The 23820-nt window shown below is 41.3% G+C and carries 21 protein-coding genes and 1 pseudogene; 15 read left to right on the top strand and 7 right to left on the bottom strand.

Annotated elements, in window-relative coordinates; genetic code table 11:
• Positions 1–96: 96 nt before the first annotated feature.
• The 4 genes from IPJ09_00175 to IPJ09_00160 form a co-directional block, all read right to left on the bottom strand.
• Positions 97–999 carry a hypothetical protein gene (locus IPJ09_00175; GenBank protein MBK7369881.1) on the bottom strand — a complete coding sequence of 301 codons (903 nt, stop codon included), beginning with the start codon at positions 997–999 and terminating at the stop codon, positions 97–99.
• Between the two features lie 44 nt (positions 1000–1043).
• Positions 1044–2651 (bottom strand): SusD/RagB family nutrient-binding outer membrane lipoprotein, encoded by a 1608-nt coding sequence (locus tag IPJ09_00170; protein ID MBK7369880.1) that lies wholly within the window; start codon positions 2649–2651, stop codon positions 1044–1046.
• A gap of 21 nt (positions 2652–2672) precedes the next feature.
• On the bottom strand, positions 2673–5924 hold the full coding sequence (locus IPJ09_00165) for a SusC/RagA family TonB-linked outer membrane protein (protein ID MBK7369879.1): 3252 nt from the start codon (positions 5922–5924) through the stop codon (positions 2673–2675).
• 474 nt (positions 5925–6398) lie between these two features.
• Positions 6399–7115 (bottom strand): pyridoxine 5'-phosphate synthase, encoded by a 717-nt coding sequence (locus tag IPJ09_00160; protein ID MBK7369878.1) that lies wholly within the window; start codon positions 7113–7115, stop codon positions 6399–6401.
• A gap of 74 nt (positions 7116–7189) precedes the next feature.
• Between IPJ09_00160 and IPJ09_00155 the strand changes: the two genes are divergently transcribed.
• The 4 genes from IPJ09_00155 (at position 7190) to IPJ09_00140 (ending at position 10349) form a co-directional block, all read left to right on the top strand.
• Complete coding sequence (locus IPJ09_00155) at positions 7190–8092, top strand: CPBP family intramembrane metalloprotease (GenBank protein MBK7369877.1); 903 nt, start codon at positions 7190–7192, stop codon at positions 8090–8092.
• Positions 8085–8912: a phosphatidate cytidylyltransferase gene (locus IPJ09_00150; protein ID MBK7369876.1), complete on the top strand. Its 828-nt coding sequence runs from the start codon at positions 8085–8087 to the stop codon at positions 8910–8912. The genes IPJ09_00155 and IPJ09_00150 overlap by 8 nt, the downstream gene beginning before the upstream one ends.
• Before the next feature lie 81 nt (positions 8913–8993).
• Entirely contained in the window at positions 8994–9650 is a 657-nt protein-coding gene (locus IPJ09_00145; protein ID MBK7369875.1) for a phosphatidylserine decarboxylase family protein, read from the top strand.
• Complete coding sequence (locus tag IPJ09_00140; GenBank protein ID MBK7369874.1) at positions 9651–10349, top strand: noncanonical pyrimidine nucleotidase, YjjG family; 699 nt, start codon at positions 9651–9653, stop codon at positions 10347–10349.
• A 6-nt stretch (positions 10350–10355) separates the two neighbouring features.
• Here the strand turns inward: IPJ09_00140 and IPJ09_00135 are convergent, their stop codons facing one another.
• Positions 10356–11018: a hypothetical protein gene (locus IPJ09_00135; GenBank protein ID MBK7369873.1), complete on the bottom strand. Its 663-nt coding sequence runs from the start codon at positions 11016–11018 to the stop codon at positions 10356–10358.
• Between the two features lie 147 nt (positions 11019–11165).
• Between IPJ09_00135 and IPJ09_00130 the strand changes: the two are divergent.
• The 4 genes and pseudogenes from IPJ09_00130 (at position 11166) to IPJ09_00115 (ending at position 15561) form a co-directional block, all read left to right on the top strand.
• Positions 11166–13548, top strand: a pseudogene (locus IPJ09_00130) (S9 family peptidase).
• A gap of 37 nt (positions 13549–13585) precedes the next feature.
• Positions 13586–14290 (top strand): potassium channel family protein, encoded by a 705-nt coding sequence (locus tag IPJ09_00125; GenBank protein ID MBK7369872.1) that lies wholly within the window; start codon positions 13586–13588, stop codon positions 14288–14290.
• 6 nt (positions 14291–14296) lie between these two features.
• Positions 14297–14887 (top strand): NUDIX domain-containing protein, encoded by a 591-nt coding sequence (locus tag IPJ09_00120; protein MBK7369871.1) that lies wholly within the window; start codon positions 14297–14299, stop codon positions 14885–14887.
• 89 nt (positions 14888–14976) lie between these two features.
• Positions 14977–15561, top strand: a complete 585-nt coding sequence (locus tag IPJ09_00115; GenBank protein MBK7369870.1) for a glutathione peroxidase — start codon at positions 14977–14979, stop codon at positions 15559–15561.
• Positions 15562–15610: 49 nt separating this feature from the next.
• Here the strand turns inward: IPJ09_00115 and IPJ09_00110 are convergent, their stop codons facing one another.
• Complete coding sequence (locus IPJ09_00110) at positions 15611–16834, bottom strand: DUF1343 domain-containing protein (GenBank protein MBK7369869.1); 1224 nt, start codon at positions 16832–16834, stop codon at positions 15611–15613.
• A 52-nt stretch (positions 16835–16886) separates the two neighbouring features.
• On the opposite strand from IPJ09_00110, the gene IPJ09_00105 reads away from it, so the two are divergent.
• Together IPJ09_00105 and IPJ09_00100 are read left to right on the top strand one after the other, a co-directional pair.
• Positions 16887–17798 (top strand): GIY-YIG nuclease family protein, encoded by a 912-nt coding sequence (locus IPJ09_00105; GenBank protein MBK7369868.1) that lies wholly within the window; start codon positions 16887–16889, stop codon positions 17796–17798.
• The gene (locus IPJ09_00100; GenBank protein ID MBK7369867.1) at positions 17732–18271 is read left to right on the top strand and encodes a hypothetical protein; all 540 of its coding nucleotides are present in this window, start codon (positions 17732–17734) and stop codon (positions 18269–18271) included. The genes IPJ09_00105 and IPJ09_00100 overlap by 67 nt, the downstream gene beginning before the upstream one ends.
• Here IPJ09_00100 and IPJ09_00095 read toward each other — a convergent pair.
• Positions 18268–19683: a DASH family cryptochrome gene (locus IPJ09_00095; protein ID MBK7369866.1), complete on the bottom strand. Its 1416-nt coding sequence runs from the start codon at positions 19681–19683 to the stop codon at positions 18268–18270. The two genes, IPJ09_00100 and IPJ09_00095, sit on opposite strands and share 4 nt — an antisense overlap.
• Before the next feature lie 48 nt (positions 19684–19731).
• Here IPJ09_00095 and IPJ09_00090 point away from each other — a divergent pair, with 48 nt between their 5' ends.
• The 5 genes from IPJ09_00090 to IPJ09_00070 all read left to right on the top strand — a co-directional run bounded on the left by IPJ09_00090 (position 19732) and on the right by IPJ09_00070 (position 23785).
• Positions 19732–20139: a hypothetical protein gene (locus IPJ09_00090; GenBank protein MBK7369865.1), complete on the top strand. Its 408-nt coding sequence runs from the start codon at positions 19732–19734 to the stop codon at positions 20137–20139.
• 9 nt (positions 20140–20148) lie between these two features.
• A complete protein-coding gene (locus IPJ09_00085) occupies positions 20149–20763 on the top strand; it encodes an SCO family protein (protein MBK7369864.1) in 615 nt (204 codons plus the stop codon).
• On the top strand, positions 20747–21112 hold the full coding sequence (locus IPJ09_00080; protein ID MBK7369863.1) for a c-type cytochrome: 366 nt from the start codon (positions 20747–20749) through the stop codon (positions 21110–21112). The genes IPJ09_00085 and IPJ09_00080 overlap by 17 nt, the downstream gene beginning before the upstream one ends.
• 103 nt (positions 21113–21215) lie before the next feature.
• Positions 21216–23126 carry a glucosamine-6-phosphate deaminase gene (gene nagB, locus IPJ09_00075; GenBank protein ID MBK7369862.1) on the top strand — a complete coding sequence of 637 codons (1911 nt, stop codon included), beginning with the start codon at positions 21216–21218 and terminating at the stop codon, positions 23124–23126.
• A gap of 11 nt (positions 23127–23137) precedes the next feature.
• Entirely contained in the window at positions 23138–23785 is a 648-nt protein-coding gene (locus tag IPJ09_00070) for a hypothetical protein (protein ID MBK7369861.1), read from the top strand.
• Positions 23786–23820 lie beyond the last annotated feature (35 nt).

Genomic DNA, 23820 nt, shown 5'->3' with positions numbered 1-23820 from the left:
AAACTTACTCTAATTCTTTTTAATAAACAGTAGAGTGCATTAAAAGAATTTGGAGTTAGGAGTTAATGTATTTATAGTGAATTGATACTCATTTGCTTACATCTTTATTAGTTTGATAGACCCGAAATCTCCATACCCATTGGTCCAATCATAACTCAATGTTTTGGTAGTTTGATCATAGATACCCTGCCCGGCAAATTTATCGCCAAATGGCTCTGGCGAATTTTGGATAAAGACCTCGTCACAGCTATAAGCAATCTCTCCCGGAGAGTCTTCAGGTTTGCCAATACCATATACATCGTACCAATCAAAATATAATCCACCTGTCAAATCACTGATTTTAAAAGAGGATGCTGTCAGCCTGGTGATGGTCACGATATTGCCACTGAGAGTGACCAGATTGGGACAACAGCCATCAGTGGACATGCCTTTTGCTTCAACGACTTTGTATGGGCCAGAAATGTCAACCGCCGGACACGTTATGAATGAATTGAACCCTAAAGTAAAACTGGAAGCAGGAGCTCCATTGATAGAAGGGCCAATGTTCAATAAGGAGTCTGTGCTCGAAAACCTGATGTAGGATGGATATACCCTGCCATCGTTGAGTTTAACCAAAGGACTCAAAGCAAAATTGCCCACCTTGCTTCCATCTGCAAGCCCTGGCTCTGCAAAAGCAGCAGCAAAATCTGAAGCTTTAAATTCGACCCTGACCTTACCATTGCCATTGTCAAAATCAGCTTGAGAAAAAGATTTCATCAATTTTTTCTCCCCAGCTTTGCTTGAATAAATTTCAACCAGGCTGAGATCTTTGTTTTCACTATACATATCGAATGCAAGAAAATCTGTCGCAATCTTGTCAGTAAAAATGCCAGTATGCGCGGGATCTACTATGATTCTGAGATTGACTCCAGCTGGTATATCAGGTATCCTGATCTTGCTATCATCCGTGCACTGAGAGAGTATGCTTAAAGTGGCTATAATAAAAAGGAATTTTTTCATGTTGATAATTTTTATTTAAAAAGGATCAAATAAATAAATGAAGATTAGTCAATGTCCCAAAATACCTTGTCAGTATATTGGTTGCGTTGTTTGCCATTAGGATTGGTAGAAAGATCATCTCCATCATACAAGAGAGAAACGGGGTAAGGCCTGGTCTGAGCAGAATACACATTGGGATCACGAGACGGATCACAAATTTGTGGGAATCCTGTACGGCGAATATCATTATACGATTCGAGGCCATATCCAAAGTCATGGATCCATTTTTGAGTCAGGATGAGTTCTAATTTCTTTTGATTATCACCTGCATCATATTTTGCCAATACACTCTTTGTATAGGCATTGATATCACCATCTGCTATAGCCGGTGCTCCGGCCAGGCTTGCTACTTTATTGACTTTGGCAAAAGCAGCCTTGATACCAGATTCTACTAGAGCCTGAGCGCTTTCTCCTGTATTTTTGGTCAAAGCTAATTCAGCCCGGATGAAAAATAAATCAGCAGTCGTGAGTATACGCTGTGCCCCTGCACCTTTTAGTCCCGAATTCAGATCACCACTGGCGCCAGATTTGTTGTCAAATGCCCCACCGATAGGCCATAGACCCAACATAGTCTGAGATTTGCCCTGATCAAAACCTTCGTTTGGATCTTTGTCATAAGAGGCAAACCAAATAGAAAGGAATTGACCATCCTGGTAAGAAACTGGATTTTCAGCAGTTTCACTGGCATTGAGCTGATTATAGAAATAATATGGAATCCTTGGATCCTTGATGCCAACCATCGTACTATTCTGAGCAGCAGTTTCTCCTTTCATGACTAGGTAGAAGTAAGGTGAAATATAATAAGTTGGACTTCCCTGGGTATATTCCCTAATAAAACCGGGATTGCGATTTTCAGGAGTAATGGAAGTATTATAAGTCAATTCGAAATCTTCATTGGTACCACTGATCAAACTTGAATTAATGAGGGAAGCCACCTTTGCGCCATCATACAAATCGGTCAACCTTACCTTGTTATACATATTCAACAAAAGAGACCTGCCGTATTTTTTCCATTTATTCATATCCCCTTTATAGATGAGATCATCACCTGATGGTTTACGGGAGCTCACTTTGTCTAAATCTGCAAGTGCCTCCTCCCCTAATCTGAAGAGATCCCTGTAAATCTCTTTGTCATCATCAAACTTAGGGAAAGTAGCCTCAGCCCCTAACCCAGCCTCTGAATAAGGCATGTCTCCCCAGAGGTCAACGATAGCACTAAACATTTGTACTTTGAGCAGTTTAGCCATGCCTGCATAGGCCCAGCTGTTTGACTCGACTGCTTTTTCGATGGCGATGTTGAGATCAGGCAGGGCTACAGCGTAAAATTTTTCCCAGGATTGAGTGAGCGAAAATTCATTTTCTGTGATTTTATAATCATCGTGATCTCCTCTCTGCACGATGTGATGAGCATATACCGAAACCAGCTCGGAAATACCGGCAGTACCCATCCCTAAAGCACCTATTATGGCCGCCTGACTATAAGGCATTAGATTATTCAGCTGAGCATCTGTAGGATTATTAGGGTCATCATTGATGTCCAAATAATCATCACAGGAAGTAATGGTAAATAAATTGACCAATAAAAATAAACTTAGAATTTTATAAAGTTTCATGATATGCCTGGTTGAAAAGATTTAAAACTTAAGATTGATGCTTGCGCCATAACGTTTGATAGATGGCAAATTTTGAAATTCAAACCCCTGGTAGTTGGAATCACCGAAGGTGCTGGTCTCAGGATCAAAATTGGTGTCCTTGGGAAGGTAAGGGGCCTTGTACCAAAGATTCCTTCCAGTGATAGAAACCGATGCTCCTTTAATCCCTTTTTTGAATAATGAAGCAGGCAGTGAATACGCTAGTGATACCTCCCTTAATCGAAACAGGGTAGCATCGAATACAGTCCATTCATCTTGTCCGTTGGTACCGAAAGTGCTTCCAAACCATAGGTCATTGACTTCTATCATGGTTTGATTTGGAATCTTTTTGCCACTTTCATCAAGTAGTGCTTCCAGTTTGCCATCCTTTGGCACGGGATTACCATATACCCCTTTGATCACTGCGTTTTTCTCACGATCCCCCTGGAAGGCCAGAACTCCACGACCCAACATTGCATTGATAGTCTCTGAATAAAGATCACCTCCTTGTTTCCAATCGAAAACGGTACCTAAAGAAATTCCTTTCCAGCTAATATTGTTGACTAAGCCTAAGGTAAAATCCGGATTAGGATCACCAATGATCTCATCATTTATACCGTTAATGATCTGACCATTGGTGCGGTCGATCAATAAATTGCCTTCTTCATCACGTGCACTCACAGTTCCTTTGAATATGCCATAAGGCTGACCAACTCTGAGCACTGGCGTAATACCACCTGCAAACAGCGGCCTGATCACCAATTCATCTGTACCTTCTCTTAGTTCAGTTACAATGGTTTTATACCTCGTAAAATTGGCTGTAATGTTCCAATCAAATGATTTATTGGAGATTGGATTGAGTTTTAATGATACTTCAGCTCCTTTAGTTTGAAGTGCACCAAAATTGGTCAATAGCACATCATATCCTGATGCAGTCGGCAAGGCAAGCTGAGAAATCTGATCTGTAGAAGTACTTTTAAATAAGGAGATATTCAGCTCTGCTCTGCTCTTGAAAAACTCAAGATCTACTCCGGCTTCCAAGTCTGTAGTAAACTCAGGTTTTAAGTTAGGATCAAACAAGGTATTCGACAGGGTAGAACTGGCTATTCCTCCAAACGGGAAGTCAATATCCCTGATACCTGCCGTGAGCCCATTTGATTCGCCCAAATTGAGCAGATAAATTGGTTTTAACGAATATGGAGATGCCGGTGATCCTACTTTAGACCAGTTGAGCCTGATCTTTCCACTGTTGAGGATAGGATTGTCTGACATTTTCAAAGCCTCAGAAAAAACAAAGGCCATACTTGCTGAAGGATAGAAATAATGATTGTTGGCCCTGGGCAAGGTAGAGGACCAATCATTGCGGCCAGCCAAGGTAAAGAACAAATAGCTGTTATAATCTGCGGTCAGCTCACCAAACATGCCTAGCAATCTTTGTTTTGTCAGATCGCCTCCGGCAGACACCTGGTTTACTGTATTATCGACATCTATGATATTGAAATCCAGCATCTGGGTACCTTTGATTCCTTGTGCCCTATTCTGCCTATCATTGAGATTATGCCCAGCTCTGGCTTCCATAGCCCATCGGTCATTAAATCTATGTTTAGCAGTCAGGATGACAGTAGATTCCAATTCTCTAAAATTTGTATTGAGATCCACTACAGAGCCTAAGCCTCCAGCACCCTGAGAACCTGGCCTAAACCACTCCAAATCACGCTGATTGTATTGATTGATACCGATTCTATAATCTAAATCCAACCATTTATTGAATTGGTATCCTGCATTGACATTGACCACATATCGATTCACATCACCAGAAAACCCATTGTATTTCGATGACCAAAGAGGATTGTCTGCAGAAGCTCTGGATACCATAAACAGGCTTTCGTGAGTAACAGGGTCTTCAAACGGCTGTCCCTGCAAGTCCCATGCCCGACCGAGGTAGAGTGTCCTGGCCATAAAGGAGGCCGTAGAAGCTGATCCGATAGCTCCTCCCTGCAGACCTTTTTGCAAAGAGTTAATAAAACTAAAATTGCCTCCCACGCGAAGACCTGTTTCAAATTTGCTGTTGGCTCCAAGTGAAAAAGAGGTTTTGCCAAAATCACTATTTGGAAAAATGCCCGTGTGGTTCACTCGTGAAAAGGTCATCGCCATAGAGGTGTTTTGATTGCCTCCTCGGATAGTCACTGAATTGTCTCTCAAACTACCTGTATTAAACACATCTTTGACATTATCAGGATAGGCCTGGTAAGGGACCTTTGAAGTGACTCGCGGATCACCTGCCTCTACCAGTCGATTAAAAGAAGCCGTATATCCTGCTCCCCGATACCAATGGTTGATCGAATCAATAGTAGGATATGGTACGGCGCCAGGGAAAGGTGCGCCCCAACTTCCATTGGCTTGCGCATAAATGAATCCTGTACCATTGCCATAAGTATTTTGATAATTAGGCAAGGAAGCAATTTTTTCAAAATTAATAGAAGAAGATACATCTACACTCAATCGATTATCCCCCTTTTTAAGTGACCCTGTTTTGGTATTGATGATAATAACTCCTCTGCTGGCACGCGATCCATACAATGCCGCAGCGGTGGCGCCTTTGAGTACATTAATGCTCTCGATATTGTTTGGATCGAGGTCAGCCAATCTATTAGAATACGCTCCTCCTCCCGTCAATTGGAAAGAAGCTCCATTGGTAGAAGCATCAAAAGGAATACCATCCACCACATATAAGGCTTGGTTGTTACCAAAAAAAGATTTGAGTCCCCTGATCGTAAGTCTGGTAGCAGAGCCGGGCTGTGAACTGGAACCAACTATATTGACCCCGGCGATTTTGCCTTGCATTGCTCTCAGAGGATCTGACTCTCCTACCCGCTGCAATTGCTCCCCTTTAATCTCCTCAATCGCATATCCCAATTCCTTTTTTTCTCTGCTGATACCAAGTGCAGTGACTACCATCTCACTGAGTTGTACGCCTTCTACTAAGACTATATCCAATGTATTGGAGGTACCAACACTCACCTCCTGCGTAGTAAAGCCTGTATAACTAAATACCAACACTTTTTCATTCGGTTGAATGCTGATGGAATAGGCTCCATTTTCATCAGATACTGTACCATTCGATCCGCCTTTGACCAATATATTTACACCGGTCAGCGGATCCCTGTTCTGATCAAGGACTGAGCCTTTTAATACGCGCTGTGCCTCAGCCGAAAAAGCTGCGACAGAGAGAATTAACAAATAAATGAGTTTCATAAATTAATGATTAGTGATTAAATAAACCCAATAGATTGCTCCTATGTACTGGTTACAATACATACAAGCATAGAAATAAAATACCTGGCCTAAACCAGCCGGTTTACTTCAGAATTAGAGTAAGAGTTTTTTTAATGGTTTTAGCACCCAAAAGAAGCTACAGCCTGAGTGTACTAAGTCCAACATTTAATTTAGAGAAGCCTTAAAGAGAGCACAAAACAAATTAAAACCAATTCACCTAACTGGTATCTGTTGATAGGTAGTTACCCGCTACCATTCACATAAATATCCAACTGAATTAAAAATAAAGATTTTCAATTCAATAATATTAGAGAAAGTCTTAATTAAGTGAGTGTCTTCTGAAAACAGATAAAATAACAGTATGACCACTTATTATTTTTATTAAACCTGTTTGAAATAGTTAACGCAAAGTTATAACAAATAGCTGCTTGGATGCACTAAGTTATGTATTCTTTATTTTTTTAACTTTTCCAAATAAGCGTGAATAGTTTTTTCAAGTCCCATATAGAGTGCATCACAAATCATAGCATGACCGATAGATACTTCCAATAAATCCACGATTACTGATTGGAAATAATACAGATTGTCTAAATTGAGGTCATGACCGGCATTGAGACCAATACCAAGCGACCTGGCTGTTAATGAAGTGAGATGAAAGGATTTGATCGCCGCAGCCGGATCTGACTTGTAGTGGTAGGCATAAGGTCCTGTGTAGAGTTCTACCCTATCGGCCCCGATCAAAGCTGCTCCTTCTACCCATTTTGGATCCGGATCTATAAACAAAGAGGTACGGATGCCATGAGAACGCAATTTTTTGACGATGTCTGTAAGAAATTCTTTTTTCTTAACAGTATCCCATCCATGGTCAGAAGTCAAAGCCCCAGGCTCATCCGGGACGAGGGTCACCTGATCGGGTTTGCTTTTTATGACTACATCAATAAATTTATCTGTTGGGTACCCTTCAATATTGAGTTCAGTCTGAACGACTTTGCGCAAATCCTGAACATCGCTGTATCTGGCATGACGCTGGTCAGGTCTTGGATGGATCGTAATGCCTTCAGCGCCAAATTTTTCGCAATCGACTGCTACTTGAACCAAGTCAGGCATATTGCCACCTCTGGAGTTTCTGATTAGAGCTACTTTATTGAGGTTTACACTTAGTCGGGTCATGAGCTAATAACACAATTTATTGAATTGAAAGAAACGAAGATAACCACACTTAACAAATATACTATCTTCGCCTTATGCGACTATTTGTATTATTTGTATTAATCATGACAGGTCTATTTTTGGGGTTTGTGTTGATGGTGGGGATGGCAATTGTATCCGGGGCCAATCTGTCTGACCTGATCAGTGAAGGAGCCTTAAAGTTTGACAGTACTATGATGATTAGACTTATGCTCCTGATCAATCATGTGACGATGTTTATGTTGCCCGCCATTGCCTGGTCAGTCATTTATTACAAAAAAGCATGGTTGAGCGGATTAGATCTAAACCGTTCATTCAACTGGAGATACCTGGTAGGGGGCATTGGCTTTTTAATAGTAGCTTATCCAATCGTATCCAAGTCGTACGAATTTAACCAAAGCCTAGATCTACCATCCTGGATGAGCAGCATGGAGAGTCAAACTGAGGTAATGCTTAAGAAAATACTGACTATGGAAACACCTCTGGCGCTGTTGGTCAACCTGATAGTCATAGCAATCATACCAGGTATGGGTGAAGAGTTGATCTTTAGAGGCATATTACAAAAAGAATTATATAAAACCATCAGCAATCCTTATGTGGCCATTGTCATTGCATCCCTTTTATTTAGCGCGCTCCACTTTCAATTTGAAGGATTTTTACCAAGATTTTTTCTGGGCCTGATATTAGGTTTGATCTATTATTGGACCGGTAGTCTATGGATGAGTATATGCGTACACGCTTTTAATAATGGAATACAGGTATTGCTCACTTACTTAAACCCTGAGATGATGGATCAGGACTTTGAGAGTACGATTCCGATTAAATGGTATGCCCTCTTAGGATCAATCATATTAACCGGGATAGTTGGTTATTGGTTTTATATACAAAAACGAGACACTGATCGATTAAGTATTGATCTGGCCAAAGCAACATCCCACAACCTCCATCAAGATGAATGATTTACCGAAGCGGGTCTTGACCGCCATCTTCCTTGGTATCGGGGTCATAGGTGGTATATATTATTCAGTATATACTTTTATAGCTCTTATGATCGTGATAGGTGCATTCGCTTCCTTTGAATATATCAAGCTTGCTTCCTTTGGAGCTGATATCAGCATACCTCATTCGATGACAAAGATTGGCGCATTACTTTCCGCAATGCCTCTTCTGTTTTATGGATTAATTAAAAATACAGAGCATGGTTTTGAACTCAGTCTGTTACTTGGCAGTATACTGATCATGGGCTTATTGGCCTATTTTCTAATCAAAAATGAAGTTGGTGATTACAAAATGTACCAGGCTATCAGTATGTCTATCATGTACATTACGATCCCTTTTTTATTAATGATCTGGGTGTCTATCCAAAATGGTCACTATCAATGGCTCAAACCAATGACCCTATTGGCCTTGATATGGTGCAATGATGTAATGGCCTATTTTGTGGGACGCCTATTTGGTAAAAGGCCATTGTATTCCAAAATTTCACCCAAAAAAACAATCGAAGGCTTTGTGGGGGGGCTGGTACTCTCCGTGGCCGGAGCGCTCATATTGTCTATTTATGTGCAACATCTGACTCCCACTCAATGGGTTATATACGGATTTGTCGTGTCTATATGCTCTACAGTAGGCGACTTATTTGAATCCATGATCAAGAGAAGGTATGGTGTAAAAGACTCAGGTACAGCACTCCCAGGGCATGGTGGATTCCTGGATCGATTTGACGCATTTATCTTTGTCATCCCAATCGCTACACTCTTTCTATATTTGTGGTGGAAATAGCGACATCACAGATTTGAGTCAGCAGCTTTAGGCAAAGCTTAATCCTACATAATCAAAATTTAAAAACATTAAAAAATTTAAATGAATTTTCATAAAGAGGGATTTAAGATTATTATTATAGGAACACTGCTGATAGTCCTTATTGCCACACTGGTTATTAATTATTTGCATTTTCTCACTATACCTGTTATTATATTATTGTCTCTGATTTTTGCCTGGCTATTGTGGTTTTTCAGAGATCCCGTAAGATTGATTCCGATGCCGGGAGATGACATCTTGTATGCACCCTGTGATGGCAAAGTCGTGGTCATTGAGGAAGTAGATGAAAATATTTATTTTAAAGCTCGAAGAATACAAGTATCTATTTTTATGTCTCCGTTGGATGTACATGTCAATAGAGTTCCGGTGAGTGGCAGGGTCGTATTCAATCAATATTTTCCGGGAAAGTATTTAGTAGCCTGGCACCCTAAGTCCTCAACTGAAAATGAGCGCAACTTTTCTGTCATAGATCAGGGCACTTATGAATTGGGGGTAGTCCAAATAGCCGGTGCCATGGCACGAAGGATATTAAATTATCTCACCGTAGGTGAAGAAATAAAACAAGGTGAAGAGTTGGGATTTATCCGCTTTGGCTCGCGGGTCGATCTTTATCTACCATTAGATGCCAAAGTAGAAGTAAAAATAAACGATGTCGTCAAGGGCAATCTCAGTGTCGTAGCCACAAAAGAGCTACTTTAAATGAAGAGCATCAGACACCTCTTTTTCGACCTGGACCATACGATCTGGGATTTTGAAACCAACTCTCACATCGCTTTTCAACGTATGTTTGAGGATCTTCAGATCGAACAATTAGTCCAAACCTCGTTTCACCATTTTCATCCGGAGTATCTCGTCCATAATACATACTATTGGTCTTTGTATGCCCAGGGCAAAATCAACCAGCAAGACCTCCGTTGGAAAAGAATGCATGCGACTTTAAAAGCCTTTGATATCGATGATGAAACAAATGCCCATCGCATGGGTCAATATTACCTCGAGATACTACCAGAGAGCACACAGCTTTTTCCGTACACAAAAGAGATATTAGCCTACCTTCAAAGCAAACAATACCGGCTTCATATCCTCTCGAACGGATTCGAACAAGTGCAACACAAAAAACTTCACTACAGTGGTATAAAAGATTTTTTTGACCAAATTATAACCTCCGAGGCATGTCACTATGCCAAACCTGATAAAAAAATATTTGAATATGCTTTAAACAAAGCCGGTGCATCGACCCTGGACAGTATCATGTTGGGGGACAGCCCTGAGGCTGATCTACAAGGAGCTCATAATGCCAGCATCAAAAGTATCTACGTGAATCATCATGGATTGACTACTGATATACCTCATACCCTCGGAATCAAACACTTAAAAGAGTTGGAGCAGATCTTTTAAAGCATGCTAATTGTTTTCCTTAAACTTCAGGCTTGCTATTTCATCCAACAAGTCATCGTCAATCGCCTCTTTGAGGTCATCCAGGCTCATATGGTCTGCATTGGCATTAAGTATGATCCGATCTTTGACGATGATTGATATAGATGAAGTGTGATTTTTACTATCTGATTTTTCAAAAGATTTGTATCCCTTCCAGGTGTCTACCCGTTCAAACCCATCCTCATCTTCACGATAAAAATCTGCAACACTCCAGGCTGCAAGTCCCACCAAAGCCGGCGAAAAGCCCCCAAAATCAATCAGCTCAAACTTTATCCTTTTATCACCATCTTCGTATTCAGACTTTACATTATTCATTTTAAAACCAAATGCACCTACGCCTTCTCCTTTGATACTATTTCGTGCCATCCCATCGACTTTGGATGGAAAAACTTCTCTGAGGTCACTGATGGACACTAAATCTCCTGCTTTGGTATTCAAAGCTTTTTGCAAGGCATCTTTGATGTCTTTGGATTTTTCATCCATTTTTTCACTGAGTCGGTCTAAGGACTCTTGATCGCTTTCAGTGATTTCGCTTGATTCTTCGCGCTTTTTGTCTTCAGAAGAATCTCCGGATTTACAAGCAAAAATAATAGCAGATAAAATCAATAAAGAATAAACATAAAATTTCATAATACAAGTGTTTCAACTACTAACAAGCCTAAAATAAATAAAATTCATTTTAACCTCCCAGGTTCGATCAAGTATACAAATTTCAGGACGAGTAACCATATTTGCAGGAAAATTTATTAGCCTAATCCTTTAACTTTAAAAAAAATGATGAAAAGACTATTGACCTATTTGATATTATTCCCTTTGATTTGCCATGCTCAGTCCTCTCTTGCACCACTCACAGTGGCTAAAATTATGCGTGATCCAAAGTGGATCGGCAGCTCTCCTTCTTCTATCAAGTGGAATACCAACGGAGAACAAATTTATTTTATGTGGAATCCAGCCAATGCTCTATCCGACTCCATGTATTCCTACAAACTTGGGCAACCCACTCCATTCAAGCTGAACAACCAATACCCCTTTGGGTCTGCAAAAAACACTTCGCTGGCTGAAGAAGATCTGACTTATTCCTACGATCGGTCTATGTGGCTCTACGAACAAAACAATGATATTTTTTTTCAATCGAGAGGAATGTCGTTTCCAATAGCTGTAACCTCCACAATGGAATTAGAAAGAAATCCGGTTTTTTCATTTAACGAGACCGAAGTAGTATATACCAAAGGTGATAACCTGTACGCCTGGAATATCGCATCAGGCAGCACTCAACAACTGACCAATTTTGTCCGGGGCACACCCTCAAAATCCAGCACTAAAGAAACGCTTCAAGATACCTGGCTCCACCAGGACCAACTTAGAGAATTTGATATCCTGGCTGAGAGAAAAAAGTAAAAAAGAACATGCGGATTCAGTGAGCATAGGAGTAAAATTCAAATCTATCAGGCCAATCTATATCGAAGATAAATTTCTCACCACCATCCAAATCAGCCAGGATGGCAAATACATTTCTTATAAATTAAATCAATCTTCAAAATCAAAATCTACCATTGTGCCCTCCTATGTCACCGAGTCAGGATATACCGATGTCCTGAATGCCAGGTCTAAGGTAGGTAGCAATGACGGGCCCCAGGAACTGTACTTATATGACCGGATAGCGGATACTACCTACCAGGTCATGGTCGACTCTCTGCCAGGTATCACTGCTATTCCCGAATTTTATAAGGACTACCCAAACTCGTTTGAAAAAATGAAAAAAGACACCACCTGCAAAAAAGTCAGTTTTTCAATGCTGCGGTATTCAGCTTCTGGCCAGCAGGCTATGGTAGATATCAGGTCTTTAGACAACAAGGATCGGTGGATCAGCGCCATTGACCTTAAAAGTGGTACACTGCAATTAATAGATCACCAACACGATGAGGCTTGGATCGGAGGGCCCGGGATTGGAAGCAGGTTTGGTGGAGGTAATCAAGGTTGGATAGCAGAAGATAGATATTGGTATCAAAGCGAAAAAACTGGTTATTCTCATGTGTATGTATATGATATGAAAAATAAGCGAACTACCGCTATAACTGAAGGAAAATATGAAATAATGGAGGTGTCCTTGTCAAATGATAATTCGACTTTTTACCTGCTCACCAACCAAACTGATCCAGGTGTCCAACAGCTGTACCATGTACCCTCTTCAGGCGGAGCATCAAAATTAATAACACCAATGATAGGGGCTCACCAAATAACGTACTCGCCTAATGGACTGTATCTCGCTTATTTGTATTCATATAGCAATAAACCCTGGGAACTTTATGTGCAGGAAAATCGACCTGGGACTAAGCCAATCCGTGTAACTGACCAGGCGATATCACCTGAGTTTGCTTCCTATCCCTGGAGAGATCCTGAAATCGTGAGTTTTAATGCCCGTGATGGGGCCCTGGTAAAAGCAAGATTATACAGACCTGCCAAAAAATACAATAATAAAGCCGCAGTGATCTTCGTCCATGGCGCCGGGTATCTGCAAAATGCTCACAAATGGTGGAGCAGCTATTTTAGAGAATACATGTTTCACAATCTGCTAGCCGATCAGGGATATACAGTACTTGATATAGACTATAGGGGCAGCGCAGGTTATGGCAGAGATTGGCGCACCGCTATTTACCGGCATATGGGTGGGGTGGATCTGACCGATCAAATTGATGGCACCAAATATCTTACCGAACAATTAAAAATAGACCCTAAAAAAATAGGGGTATATGGCGGATCCTATGGGGGTTTTATTACGTTGATGGGATTGTTCACGGCACCAGAGGTATTTGCAGCAGGGGCAGCCTTAAGACCTGTGACAGATTGGGCTCAATACAATCATCCTTACACTGCCAATATCCTCAATACGCCTGCTACAGACAGCATTGCTTACCGCTTATCTTCTCCATTCTATTATGCCAATGGGTTGTCCAAACCCCTTTTGATCTGTCACGGCATGGTGGATGTCAATGTGCATTACCAGGATGCCGTCAAATTGGCTCAACGACTCATAGAACTTAAAAAAGAAAACTGGGAGCTGGCTTCCTATCCAATGGAAGACCATGGATTTGTAGAACCATCCAGCTGGACTGACGAATACAAAAGGATATTGAAACTTTTTAATCAATGGCTTAAATGAAATGGTATTATTATTGTGATTCTATCAATAGGCTATTATGGAAATAGAAAATAATAAGGGAGAGGAGCTGACTCCGCTCAACCTGATCATTATATTTCTTTCTCTCTACGTATTGGGAGCATTGATCATAGAAACTTTTGCCGATATACCCGAAGAAATATCCAAAATTTTAAACCTGGTGGACAACGGAATATGTATAGTCTTTCTATATGATTTTGCCTTTCGTTTTAAAAAGGCACCCAACAAATTAAAGTTTATGCGGTGGGGATGGATCGATTTATTGTCCAGTATACCTGCCATAGATGTGTTCCGTGCAGGCCGACTACTCAGATTGATCAGGTTATTACGCATCGTAAGAGCTTTTAAATCTACTCATCTGCTCGTCCATCATATATTTAAAAACCGAGCACAAGGTGCAGTGGCTACCGCTTCAGTAGTTGGGGTGATGATGATTGTATTTTCCGCGATTGCTATATTACAAGTAGAGACTGATCCTACCAGTAACATCAAAAGCGCCGAAGATGCCATTTGGTGGGCTATCACGACGATCACCACCGTCGGTTATGGAGATCGATATCCTGTGACTACACTTGGGCGGATCGTAAGTACCATCCTGATGATCACCGGAATAGGACTCTTTGGTACCTTTAGCGGTTTGGTTTCTTCCTGGCTGTCCTCTGGTCCCAAGCATACCCACACCAAGGAAGATATCGTCGAAAAAAATGATGATGACTCAAAATAAAATTGAATGAATAATCAACATATAAAAATCCTTAAAACTGACATTTTATCTGATCACTGGTATACCCTCAAAAAAGTTACTTTCGAGCAATTCTCCACCAAAAAAGGTTGGATGAAAGTAGAGCGGGAAGCTTACGATCGGGGTAATGGTGCTGCTATCCTGCTTTACAACCCTATCCAGAATACAATCCTGCTCACCAAACAATTTAGGCTGCCTACTTATATCAACGGCAATGAAGATGGCATGATGATCGAGGTTTGTGCCGGTCTATTGGACGACCATAATCCGGAAGAGTGTATCCGCAAAGAGACTGAAGAAGAGACAGGCTATCGAATAAAAGAAGTCCACAAAGTAATGGAAGCCTATATGTCCCCAGGATCAGTAACGGAGATCTTGTATTTTTTTGTTGGACTGTACGAGCCTGCCATGAAGGTCAATGATGGAGGCGGTTTAGAGGAGGATCATGAAGAAATCGAAGTGCTTGAGGTTACATTCCCTGAAGTGATCGAAATGGTTACCAATAAATCCATCAAAGATGCCAAAACCATCATGTTGATCCAGTATGCTCAGATCCATGATCTCTTAAAAGCAAAGTAATCAAGAGACAGCCACAACTATTTTAATAAGAAACTGTTATTTGAAATATGCTAAAATTTATTTTTATCATACTCATTATCTTTACCCTTATGAATTTACTTTTTAATTTCATCTCCTGGAGTACCCTGTTCAGCATAATCAGTATGCCTTTCAACCGTAATACTACTGTGGAAAGACCAGTTTCTACCCCGACAGCCACCCAGTCTTTATATGATTTTAAAATGAGAGCCCTGGAAAGTAACAAGGTAATCGATCTAAGCATCTATCGCGGTAAAAAAGTGGTCATCCTGAATGTAGCATCACAATGTGGTTTTACTCCACAGTATGCTGATTGGCAAAAGTTTCATGAATTGCATGGCAATGAGGTGGTTGTCCTGGGATTCCCTGCCAATGAGTTTGGGGCACAAGAGCCAGGTTCAAGCCAGGAGATAGCCAGCTTTTGTCAAAAAAACTATGGTGTAACCTTCCAAATGTTTGAAAAGATAATCGTCAAAGGTGAAGGCAAGCACCCCTTATACCAGTGGCTTTCATCTAAAGATCTTAATGGTTGGAATGACAAAGAGCCAAGTTGGAATTTTTGTAAATATGTAGTCAACGAAAAAGGCGAATTGACTCATTTTTTCGGCTCTAAAGTATTGCCTACTGATGAGGCATTTTTGAAAGCAGTTTTATAACAAAATTCCTGTAATTGCATTCAATCTGTAATGCTGTTATACAAATTACTTACTCAAAGTCAGGATATATCAAATACTTCTTTCTTATTTTTTTATAAGCTGTGATATCCGAGAGCCAGGTAGCTCTGATCTCTTCTTCTGACATTCCGGCCTTGATTTGGGCCATCAGCTCGGTATTGCCGGCCAGTTTATTGAAAAAATTATTTTTAAGAAAAAAGTCATCACGATCCTTCATGTTTTGATACAACTTTAATAACCAATAAAGATTGATTCGTCGCCAACTCATGATTTCTTCAATAGACAGAGCAGTGAGATTATGACCATTGCACATTTGATTGTATAATTTGGAGGATTTAGCGCCGGGTCTGGGTACAGGTGTGAATTGAAAATCGCCTGCAGTATACTTTGGATGCCCAAAAATCACAAAAGGTTGTTCAGTACCTCTCCCTTCACTGCAATTGGTACCTTCAAAAAAGCAGATAGACGGATATAGCAGCGTAGATCGCAGATTAGGAATATTGGGCGATGGTTTGACAGGGAGATCATAGGTCATCGTGTGATCGTAATTATTACATGGGATCACCCTAAGCTCACACTTAACGTTATTGGCTAGCCAGCCTTCACCATTAACCATTTGGGCATACTCGCCGATACTCAGTCCATAAACTACAGGCACCGGATGCATGCCAATAAAAGATTTAAATTCTTTTTTCAATAGAGGGCCATCTACGTAGTAGCCATTTGGATTAGGCCTATCCAGTACTATAAGTGGGAGATGCTGTTCAGCACAGGCTTCCATGAGTAAGGACATGGTAGCGATATAGGTATAGAACCGTACTCCAATATCCTGGATATCAAAGACGACTATATCGAGCCCGGTTAAATCTTCAGGCAGTGGTTTGCGCCGATCGCCATACAAAGAGACTAAGAGGATGCCAGTGGCTGGATCTTTTTCAGATAGCACATGTTCTCCAGCGTCGGCCTCACCGCGATAGCCATGTTCAGGAGAAAAGATTTTGTTGATGGTGATACCCTGGCTGAGCAGCGTATCGACGAGATGGGTATGACCGATTATCGAAGTTTGGTTTACCACAAGTCCTACTCGTTTGCCTTGCAGCTCAGGCAATAAAGCATTAAGATTATAGGACCCGGGCAAAGGAGCCAAAATAGATACATCTGACTTATTATCAACACTTTGCCGAAGATCAGTGTGGCCCATACCACAAGCCAGAAATAATATCATTGGGCCTATAAACACTTTAAAGAAAAGCATAATGTAAAAAGAGTTGGTAAATTTGAAAATAATAAAAAAGTAAAATTACAAGATGTCGACCAAATATGCGGTGATAGATATAGAGACCACGGGTGGATTACCCCGCAGAGACAGGATCATCGAAATTGGGATCATCTTATATGACGGCGAAAAAGAATTAGACAGGTTTGAATCACTTATCGATCCGGGCATATCGATTCCCCCTCAGATCACCCGACTCACCGGTATTCACTCAGGTATGGTAGAGGCAGCTCCTAAATTTTTTGAGGTGGCTAAACAAATCGTAGAACTTACCGAGGGCGCCATCTTTGTAGCGCACAATGTGAGATTCGATTATAATTTTATCCGGGAGGAATTTTCCAGGTTGGGTTATACTTTTACCAGAAAGCAACTATGCACCAAACGATTGGCCAGAAAATCGATCGAAGGCCTTCGATCCTATAGCCTGGAGTCACTGATCAACCATTTTAATATCAAAGTCACCCATAGACATAGAGCGTTGGATGATGCTTATGCCGCCAGTGTGGTATTGGATCACGTGCTTCGCAGGAAAGAAAATCTATCTATGGCCTTTGACATGATCCACCAGGGAGTCAAAGAGTCCAGACTTCCCGCCTCTCTTTCCTTAGATTATCTTCATTCGCTGCCAGAAGAATGTGGTATCTACTATTTTCACAATGCTAAAGGCGACATCATCTATGTAGGAAAGAGTATCAATATTAAAGACAGAATACTGCAACATTTTGCAGATCATACTGAGAAATCAACAGCGCTGCACCAACAAGTTGACAGCATTACTTACGAGATCACGGGGAGTGAATTGCTAGCCTTATTACGCGAAAACGAAGAAATCAAAAAGTTGAAACCGGAAATAAATCGGCAGTTAAGAAAAAAACATTGCCCATCGGTGTCTATCGCTATTTGGATGAAAACGGTTATATCAGATTTATCACCAGCAAGATAGAAAATGCCGATTCGGAATATACCCTGGTGAAGAAATTTTCCACTCCAGCGAACGCTAAATCCTTTCTGGCAGCCAACGTGGAACGATACCAGTTATGCCTTAAACTAGCAGGTATAGAAAAGTATGGTGGCACCTGCTTTGACCACCACATCGGCAAATGCCCTGGTGCTTGCATTGGAGAGGAATATCATTATACCTACAATCTCCGTGCAGGCCAACTCCTAGGCACCCCCGGATATCCGGCAGAGACTTTTGTCATAAATGAAGCAGGTCGTAATTATGAAGAGCATACCTTATTATATGTGCAAAATGGCAAGTGTGTGGGTTATTATTTTAAATCAGATTATGATCAAATCCCGCTTGATACAAATGATTTTAATTCCATCTTATCCGATGACGATGCTTGCATGATACTCAAAAACTATCTGACAAAGAAAAAAGGTATCAAAAAGACTAAACCGGCTCTGGTCTAATTATAAGTCACGATTGGTTTTGGGTAATGTTTTCCTGGGATAAAATCATATTTTTTTTGCTCCTCCAGATCCATGAGTTCCGGATGAAAAATCTTAATGTCCGGTACTTTGTCCAAAGCATGTATCCAGTGCCTTACAAATTTGCCCTGCGGATCATATTTTTTAGTCAAAAAATTGATACTCAGTGGCTTGTCTTCTGCACTATCAGGCAATAAGCCGGCCAGCACCAACCAATTGACCCAATTGCTGGCAGGATCGTAATCTATCAAATTAGATTCGTACCAATCCGCACCAAGTTGCCAATTGAGTTTTAAGGTGTGTACCAAGAATTGTGCACAAGCATTACGCAAAGGAAAAGGCAGATAGCCGGTTGCACTCAAAGCTTTCATACCTGCATCCAGTATCGGTATCCCTAATCTTCCTTCTTTCCACAAGTTGAATAAATAACTTTCATCTTTGCGGCTTTCACTGACTTTGCCGGTTATACCTCCTTTTAAAAATACTTTATTACCGTATTTTTTTGCGATCAGCCTGCAATAATCCCTTCTGATGAGCTCAGTCAACAATGCCTGGATATTCTCGTTGGTTCCATTGATTGATTCATAAGATTTTATTTCGTGGTATACCACTTTGGGAGACACACAACCCTGGGATAACCATGGGGACAGCATGGTCGTAAAAAAAGGGTCAGATATAGATCGATCTTTGGCCCTGTATTTTCTCAGGCCTACTCCAGCCCATACATATTCTTTGAGTCGCCGAAGTCCTGCCAGCTCTCCCCCAGCAAAATGGTATACTTGATCTTCGGTGCAGGGTACCAGGTCGAATGCTTTTAAATCCGGAATTTCGCCAGGATCATAAGGATGCATCATGGGACTTACAAAATCTGGTATGGCCAAAGCCGGCCTGACTGGGATGATGCGCTCAAATTCTTTTCTAAATGTTGAAAAATTGTCAGGGGTGTGCGTGACAGGGAAAGGTAGATCCTGGGTGTAATAGAGCATTTTACCCCTGGCATAGCGCATTTCCTGGCCGACCGTCCATAAATTTTTTTCCAAAGTATCCTGTGCATAGACTTCATCACGAGTCCGTTCGCGATTACAAAACACCAGTGAAGTCTTGAACTGTTTGGCCAATTGAAAAATAATCTCTTCAGGATGCCCTACTCGCACGATTAAATCACTACCCATCTCACGCCATTTGGCTCTTAATTCATGGACAGATTCAATAATAAACCGGGCCCGTATCCCGGACATACGCCTGTGACCAAACCTGGAAATCGATTGAAACACTCTTGGATCGAATACATAAACCGGGATGACTTCACTGTTCCATTTAATCGCCTCGTAGAGTGCTTCATTGTCATGTATCCTCAAATCCTGTCTAAACCAAAGTATTGATTTGTTTTTCATACCCGCGATTGATCGGCCACTTTATATCTTTGCAAAAATAATCGTAAGATGAAATACATAACAATAATAATTTTTAGTCTTCTCACAATCAGCCTATTCCAATGCAAATCTAAAGAAACAGAAAAAATCATAAAATCTCTCCATGATCAACTCATGTTACTCCACGATGAGACGATGGCCAAACAAGGAGAGTCTATGTCCATGATCGCTCAGCTTAAAGCCATCAAAGAAAGTTCGGCAGTTGACAATGCCACCACTATTGACAGTATTCGGACAGAACTCGATTATTCTAACGAAATGATGATGGATTGGATGGCAGACTATCAGGATCCGGTGACCAATGACACCAGCAGCATTAGTTATTTGCGATCACAGATCGATCAAATGAATAAGATCTCCAGCCATATGCAGCATAATATCGAACTTGCTAAAAGTATTCTGCCAAAATCCAACTAAGCTCCTATCATGCGTTTATTCTTTTCTGTAATAGTCTCCCTGGGTATTTTTTTAGCCTGCAAACCAACTTCCCGATCTTTGCCTATTCTTGGTGAAATTGAAATCGTTGACGGCGATACCGTATATCACAGCATCCCTGATTTTTCTTTGGTAGACCATCATGGAGATACCATTACTAACCAGACTTTTGATCAATCCTTATATGTAGCGGACTTTTTTTTTACAAAATGCCCCACTATCTGTCCTAAACTGGCACAACAAATGTTGCGCCTACACGATCGGTACCAGGGCAACAACCAGGTGAAATTTTTGTCGCATTCGATTGATCCTAAGTATGATACCGTAGCAGCATTAAAAAAATATGCTGATAAACTTGGCGTCGCCAACAGCACTTCCTGGCATTTTGTGTGCGTACCCAAAGATGATATCACTCAGCTCGCCCTGCAATATTTCGCTGCAGCCCAGGTGGATCCGTCTGCCGCTGGAGGGTATATACATTCTGGCCACTTTGTTTTGGTCGACAAGAAGCGGCATATCAGGTCGTTTTGTGATGGGACTAAGCCAACAGAAGTAGACCGACTCATGAAGGATATAGATCTATTGCTCAGTGAAAAACAAGATTAATATTTTCTTTGCATTGATGCTTTGGACCGTCGTGGGTTGTGGTCATTCCGACGGATATCGCAATTATAAGTTGATGTGTGGTAACTGCCATATGGACCAGGCAGAAGGTTTGCTAAGCTTGGTACCACCCCTGGAAGAAGCTGCCTTTACCCAGCGTCGGTCTGCTACTATTTGCAAGATTTACCAAGGGACGAATGACAGCCTCACTGGTCAGTATATGCCGGCATTCAACTTGATCTCCAATGCTGATTTGGCCAATGTGCTCAATTATATCATCCGACTAAAAGAATTTGGAGCCAAGCCCTTTACTGATGTTGAAATCAAGACTTACATTGAAAACTGCAGGTAAATTGAAAATATTAGTCGTTCTTTCCTATCTAAAAAGACGATACTGCACTGTCCAGTATGTTATTGAGGGGTAGATTTTATAAATTTGCGCAAATCTTAATTATATGCCTTCAGCACAAACAAAATTTGAACATATCCATACGCACATATACCGGGATGCCATAGAAGGATCTTTGGCGGTAGCTCACGAAATCGCCCAGCTCATCAAAACCAAAGCCATCCAGCAGCAGCCTTGTGTGTTGGGTCTGGCCACCGGATCTACCCCTATCAATGTTTATAAAGAATTGATCAGGCTGCATAAGGAGGAAGGGCTGAGCTTTAAAAATGTAGTTACTTTCAACCTGGACGAATATTTTCCAATAGACCCGACAGCCCTGCAGAGCTATGTACGGTTCATGAAAGAAAATCTGTTTGATCATATTGATATACCAGCAGAGAATATCAATATGCCCGATGGTACTTTGGCCAAAGCAGATGTCCCGGATTTCTGTCATGCTTATGAGCAAAAAATAGCTTCCGTCGGAGGCTTGGACCTTCAGATCCTTGGGATAGGTCGCACCGGACATATCGGCTTTAATGAACCCGGATCAGGCCTCAATTCGATCACCAGACTTATCTCTCTGGACTTTATGACGGTAGTAGATGCAGCCAGTGAGTTTTTTGGTGAGGAGAATGTGCCTAAAAATGCCATTACGATGGGTGTCAGGACGATCATGAGTGCCAATCGAATCATCCTGATGGCTTGGGGAGAAGGCAAAGCAAGAATCGTGCAAAAGGCGATCGAAGAAAAAGTAAATGATGGGATACCGGCGACTTACCTCCAACAACATCCGAATGCTTTATTTGTACTGGACGAACCTGCTTCAAGTGGACTGACTCGAATCAAAACACCATGGTTAGTCGATGCCTGTCAATGGGATCAGCCACTGATCAAAAAAGCTGTCATCTGGTTATCGACCAAGCTCGGCAAACCTATACTCAAACTGACCAACAGGGACTATGCTGAAAACGGAATGGGTGATATCGTAACAGAATTTGGCAGTGCTTATATTATCAACATAGACATATTCAATAAACTTCAATACACCATCACGGGCTGGCCTGGGGGCAAGCCCAATGCAGACGATACCAATCGGCCAGAACGTGCCATTCCGGGTCATAAAAGAGTGATTATATTTTCCCCACACCCTGATGACGATGTGATCTCTATGGGTGGGACCTTTATCCGGTTAGTCGATCAAGGTCATGAAGTCCATGTAGCTTATCAAACCAGTGGTAATATCGCCGTATTTGATGAGGATGTAATCCGATTTGCAGACTTTATCAGAGATTTTCATGCTACCTTCAATATGGATGTACAGGCCGCGGAAGAGCTATACCATATGATTAAAAAACAACTGGAAGACAAAAAACCTGGAGAAATCGATACCAAACAAGTACAAATGCTTAAAGGGCTTATCCGAAGGGCGGAAGCCAAAGCAGGTTGTAGGAATGTGGGATTGACAGATGATCGCGCCCACTTCCTTGATTTGCCCTTTTATGAGACCGGCCTCGTTAAGAAAAAACCTATTGGCCCTGAAGATATTCGTATCACCAAGGACATCCTGGAGAAAATCAAACCTCACCAGGTATATGCAGCCGGCGACTTAAGCGATCCGCATGGGACACACAGAGTATGCTTGCAAGCTGTCATCCAATCTCTGGAAGAGCTCAAAAGAGACCGTGTAAGTTGGATTGACGATTGTTGGTTGTGGTTATACAGGGGTGCATGGCAAGAATGGGAGTTAGAAAATATTGACATGGCAGTACCTATTTCGCCGGACGAATTAATGAGAAAAAGAAAGGCCATATTTAAGCACCAATCTCAAAAAGACAGGCCTTTGTTTCCAGGATCAGATGCCCGTGAATTCTGGCAACGGGCAGAAGACCGAAACCGTGGTACCGCAGCTTCTTACAATCAACTTGGCCTGGCAGAATATGAAGCTATGGAGGCCTTTAAGCGCTATTATTATTAAATTATATAAGCATGCGAATTTATATAGCTTTGCTTTTAAGCACCCTCTTCAGCTCGCATTTTATTGTAGCACAGCAAGTTATTGAAATTAATCCAGGTGTTAAGCTGACATTTCCTTCGCCACCTTCTTTATTGGATACTTTGGGCCAGAGGGTCTATGACTATTCAGATGTAAATGGTTATTACGCTTGTATTTTAAAAATGAATGCTGTATCGGTAGACAAACTAGCCAACCTGGACCGGCCAAAGTTTTATAAAACGATTTTCGAATCTATGCAGGACCCTTCGCACCAGTGCAGGTTAGTCAATCAATCCAGTGGGTCCATCAGTGATGTACCCTTTGCTGATTTTTATTCGACTTGCAAGCCCGACCCGGATTTCCCTGATGTAAGATTCAAAAGGTTGATACTTCTGGGCAGCGATCTCTACATCATTGATTATTGGACATATCAAAGTAATGCTTCGAAATCTCATGAAAACAAAGATTTGTTTTTTAATTCCCTCAAGCTCGAAAATATATCGGTGGCGCCTTTTATTCCGAGCGCCATCAATTCTTCTAATTCACAAAAAATCGATTGGTCGTCCTATACCTGGGTATTTGGCATCATAGGGGCCTTGGTCATCATTCTTTTCTTCTTGCGCAAGAAACCAAAGAAATAGTTAAAGGATGTTGAGACATCACATTCCTTTCTATA

The organism is Saprospiraceae bacterium (assembly GCA_016709995.1).
Taxonomy (GTDB): domain Bacteria; phylum Bacteroidota; class Bacteroidia; order Chitinophagales; family Saprospiraceae; genus JADJLQ01.
The sequence above is the reverse complement of the archived record's forward strand: the minus strand, read 5'-3'. Positions and strand labels throughout refer to the sequence as shown.

What these genes read in the sequence shown, in the direction of transcription:
- IPJ09_00150 (MBK7369876.1), top strand. Translation starts at nt 8,085, where the DNA reads ATGAATGATTTACCGAAGCGGGTCTTGACCGCCATCTTCCTTGGTATC.
- IPJ09_00115 (MBK7369870.1), top strand. Translation starts at nt 14,977, where the DNA reads ATGAATTTACTTTTTAATTTCATCTCCTGGAGTACCCTGTTCAGCATA.
- nagB (MBK7369862.1), top strand. Translation starts at nt 21,216, where the DNA reads ATGCCTTCAGCACAAACAAAATTTGAACATATCCATACGCACATATAC.
- IPJ09_00105 (MBK7369868.1), top strand. Translation starts at nt 16,887, where the DNA reads ATGTCGACCAAATATGCGGTGATAGATATAGAGACCACGGGTGGATTA.
- IPJ09_00090 (MBK7369865.1), top strand. Translation starts at nt 19,732, where the DNA reads ATGAAATACATAACAATAATAATTTTTAGTCTTCTCACAATCAGCCTA.
- IPJ09_00095 (MBK7369866.1), bottom strand. Translation starts at nt 19,683, where the DNA reads ATGAAAAACAAATCAATACTTTGGTTTAGACAGGATTTGAGGATACAT.
- IPJ09_00070 (MBK7369861.1), top strand. Translation starts at nt 23,138, where the DNA reads ATGCGAATTTATATAGCTTTGCTTTTAAGCACCCTCTTCAGCTCGCAT.
- IPJ09_00155 (MBK7369877.1), top strand. Translation starts at nt 7,190, where the DNA reads ATGCGACTATTTGTATTATTTGTATTAATCATGACAGGTCTATTTTTG.
- IPJ09_00110 (MBK7369869.1), bottom strand. Translation starts at nt 16,834, where the DNA reads ATGCTTTTCTTTAAAGTGTTTATAGGCCCAATGATATTATTTCTGGCT.
- IPJ09_00165 (MBK7369879.1), bottom strand. Translation starts at nt 5,924, where the DNA reads ATGAAACTCATTTATTTGTTAATTCTCTCTGTCGCAGCTTTTTCGGCT.
- IPJ09_00140 (MBK7369874.1), top strand. Translation starts at nt 9,651, where the DNA reads ATGAAGAGCATCAGACACCTCTTTTTCGACCTGGACCATACGATCTGG.
- IPJ09_00135 (MBK7369873.1), bottom strand. Translation starts at nt 11,018, where the DNA reads ATGAAATTTTATGTTTATTCTTTATTGATTTTATCTGCTATTATTTTT.
- IPJ09_00145 (MBK7369875.1), top strand. Translation starts at nt 8,994, where the DNA reads ATGAATTTTCATAAAGAGGGATTTAAGATTATTATTATAGGAACACTG.
- IPJ09_00125 (MBK7369872.1), top strand. Translation starts at nt 13,586, where the DNA reads ATGGAAATAGAAAATAATAAGGGAGAGGAGCTGACTCCGCTCAACCTG.
- IPJ09_00160 (MBK7369878.1), bottom strand. Translation starts at nt 7,115, where the DNA reads ATGACCCGACTAAGTGTAAACCTCAATAAAGTAGCTCTAATCAGAAAC.
- IPJ09_00170 (MBK7369880.1), bottom strand. Translation starts at nt 2,651, where the DNA reads ATGAAACTTTATAAAATTCTAAGTTTATTTTTATTGGTCAATTTATTT.
- IPJ09_00175 (MBK7369881.1), bottom strand. Translation starts at nt 999, where the DNA reads ATGAAAAAATTCCTTTTTATTATAGCCACTTTAAGCATACTCTCTCAG.
- IPJ09_00120 (MBK7369871.1), top strand. Translation starts at nt 14,297, where the DNA reads ATGAATAATCAACATATAAAAATCCTTAAAACTGACATTTTATCTGAT.
- IPJ09_00085 (MBK7369864.1), top strand. Translation starts at nt 20,149, where the DNA reads ATGCGTTTATTCTTTTCTGTAATAGTCTCCCTGGGTATTTTTTTAGCC.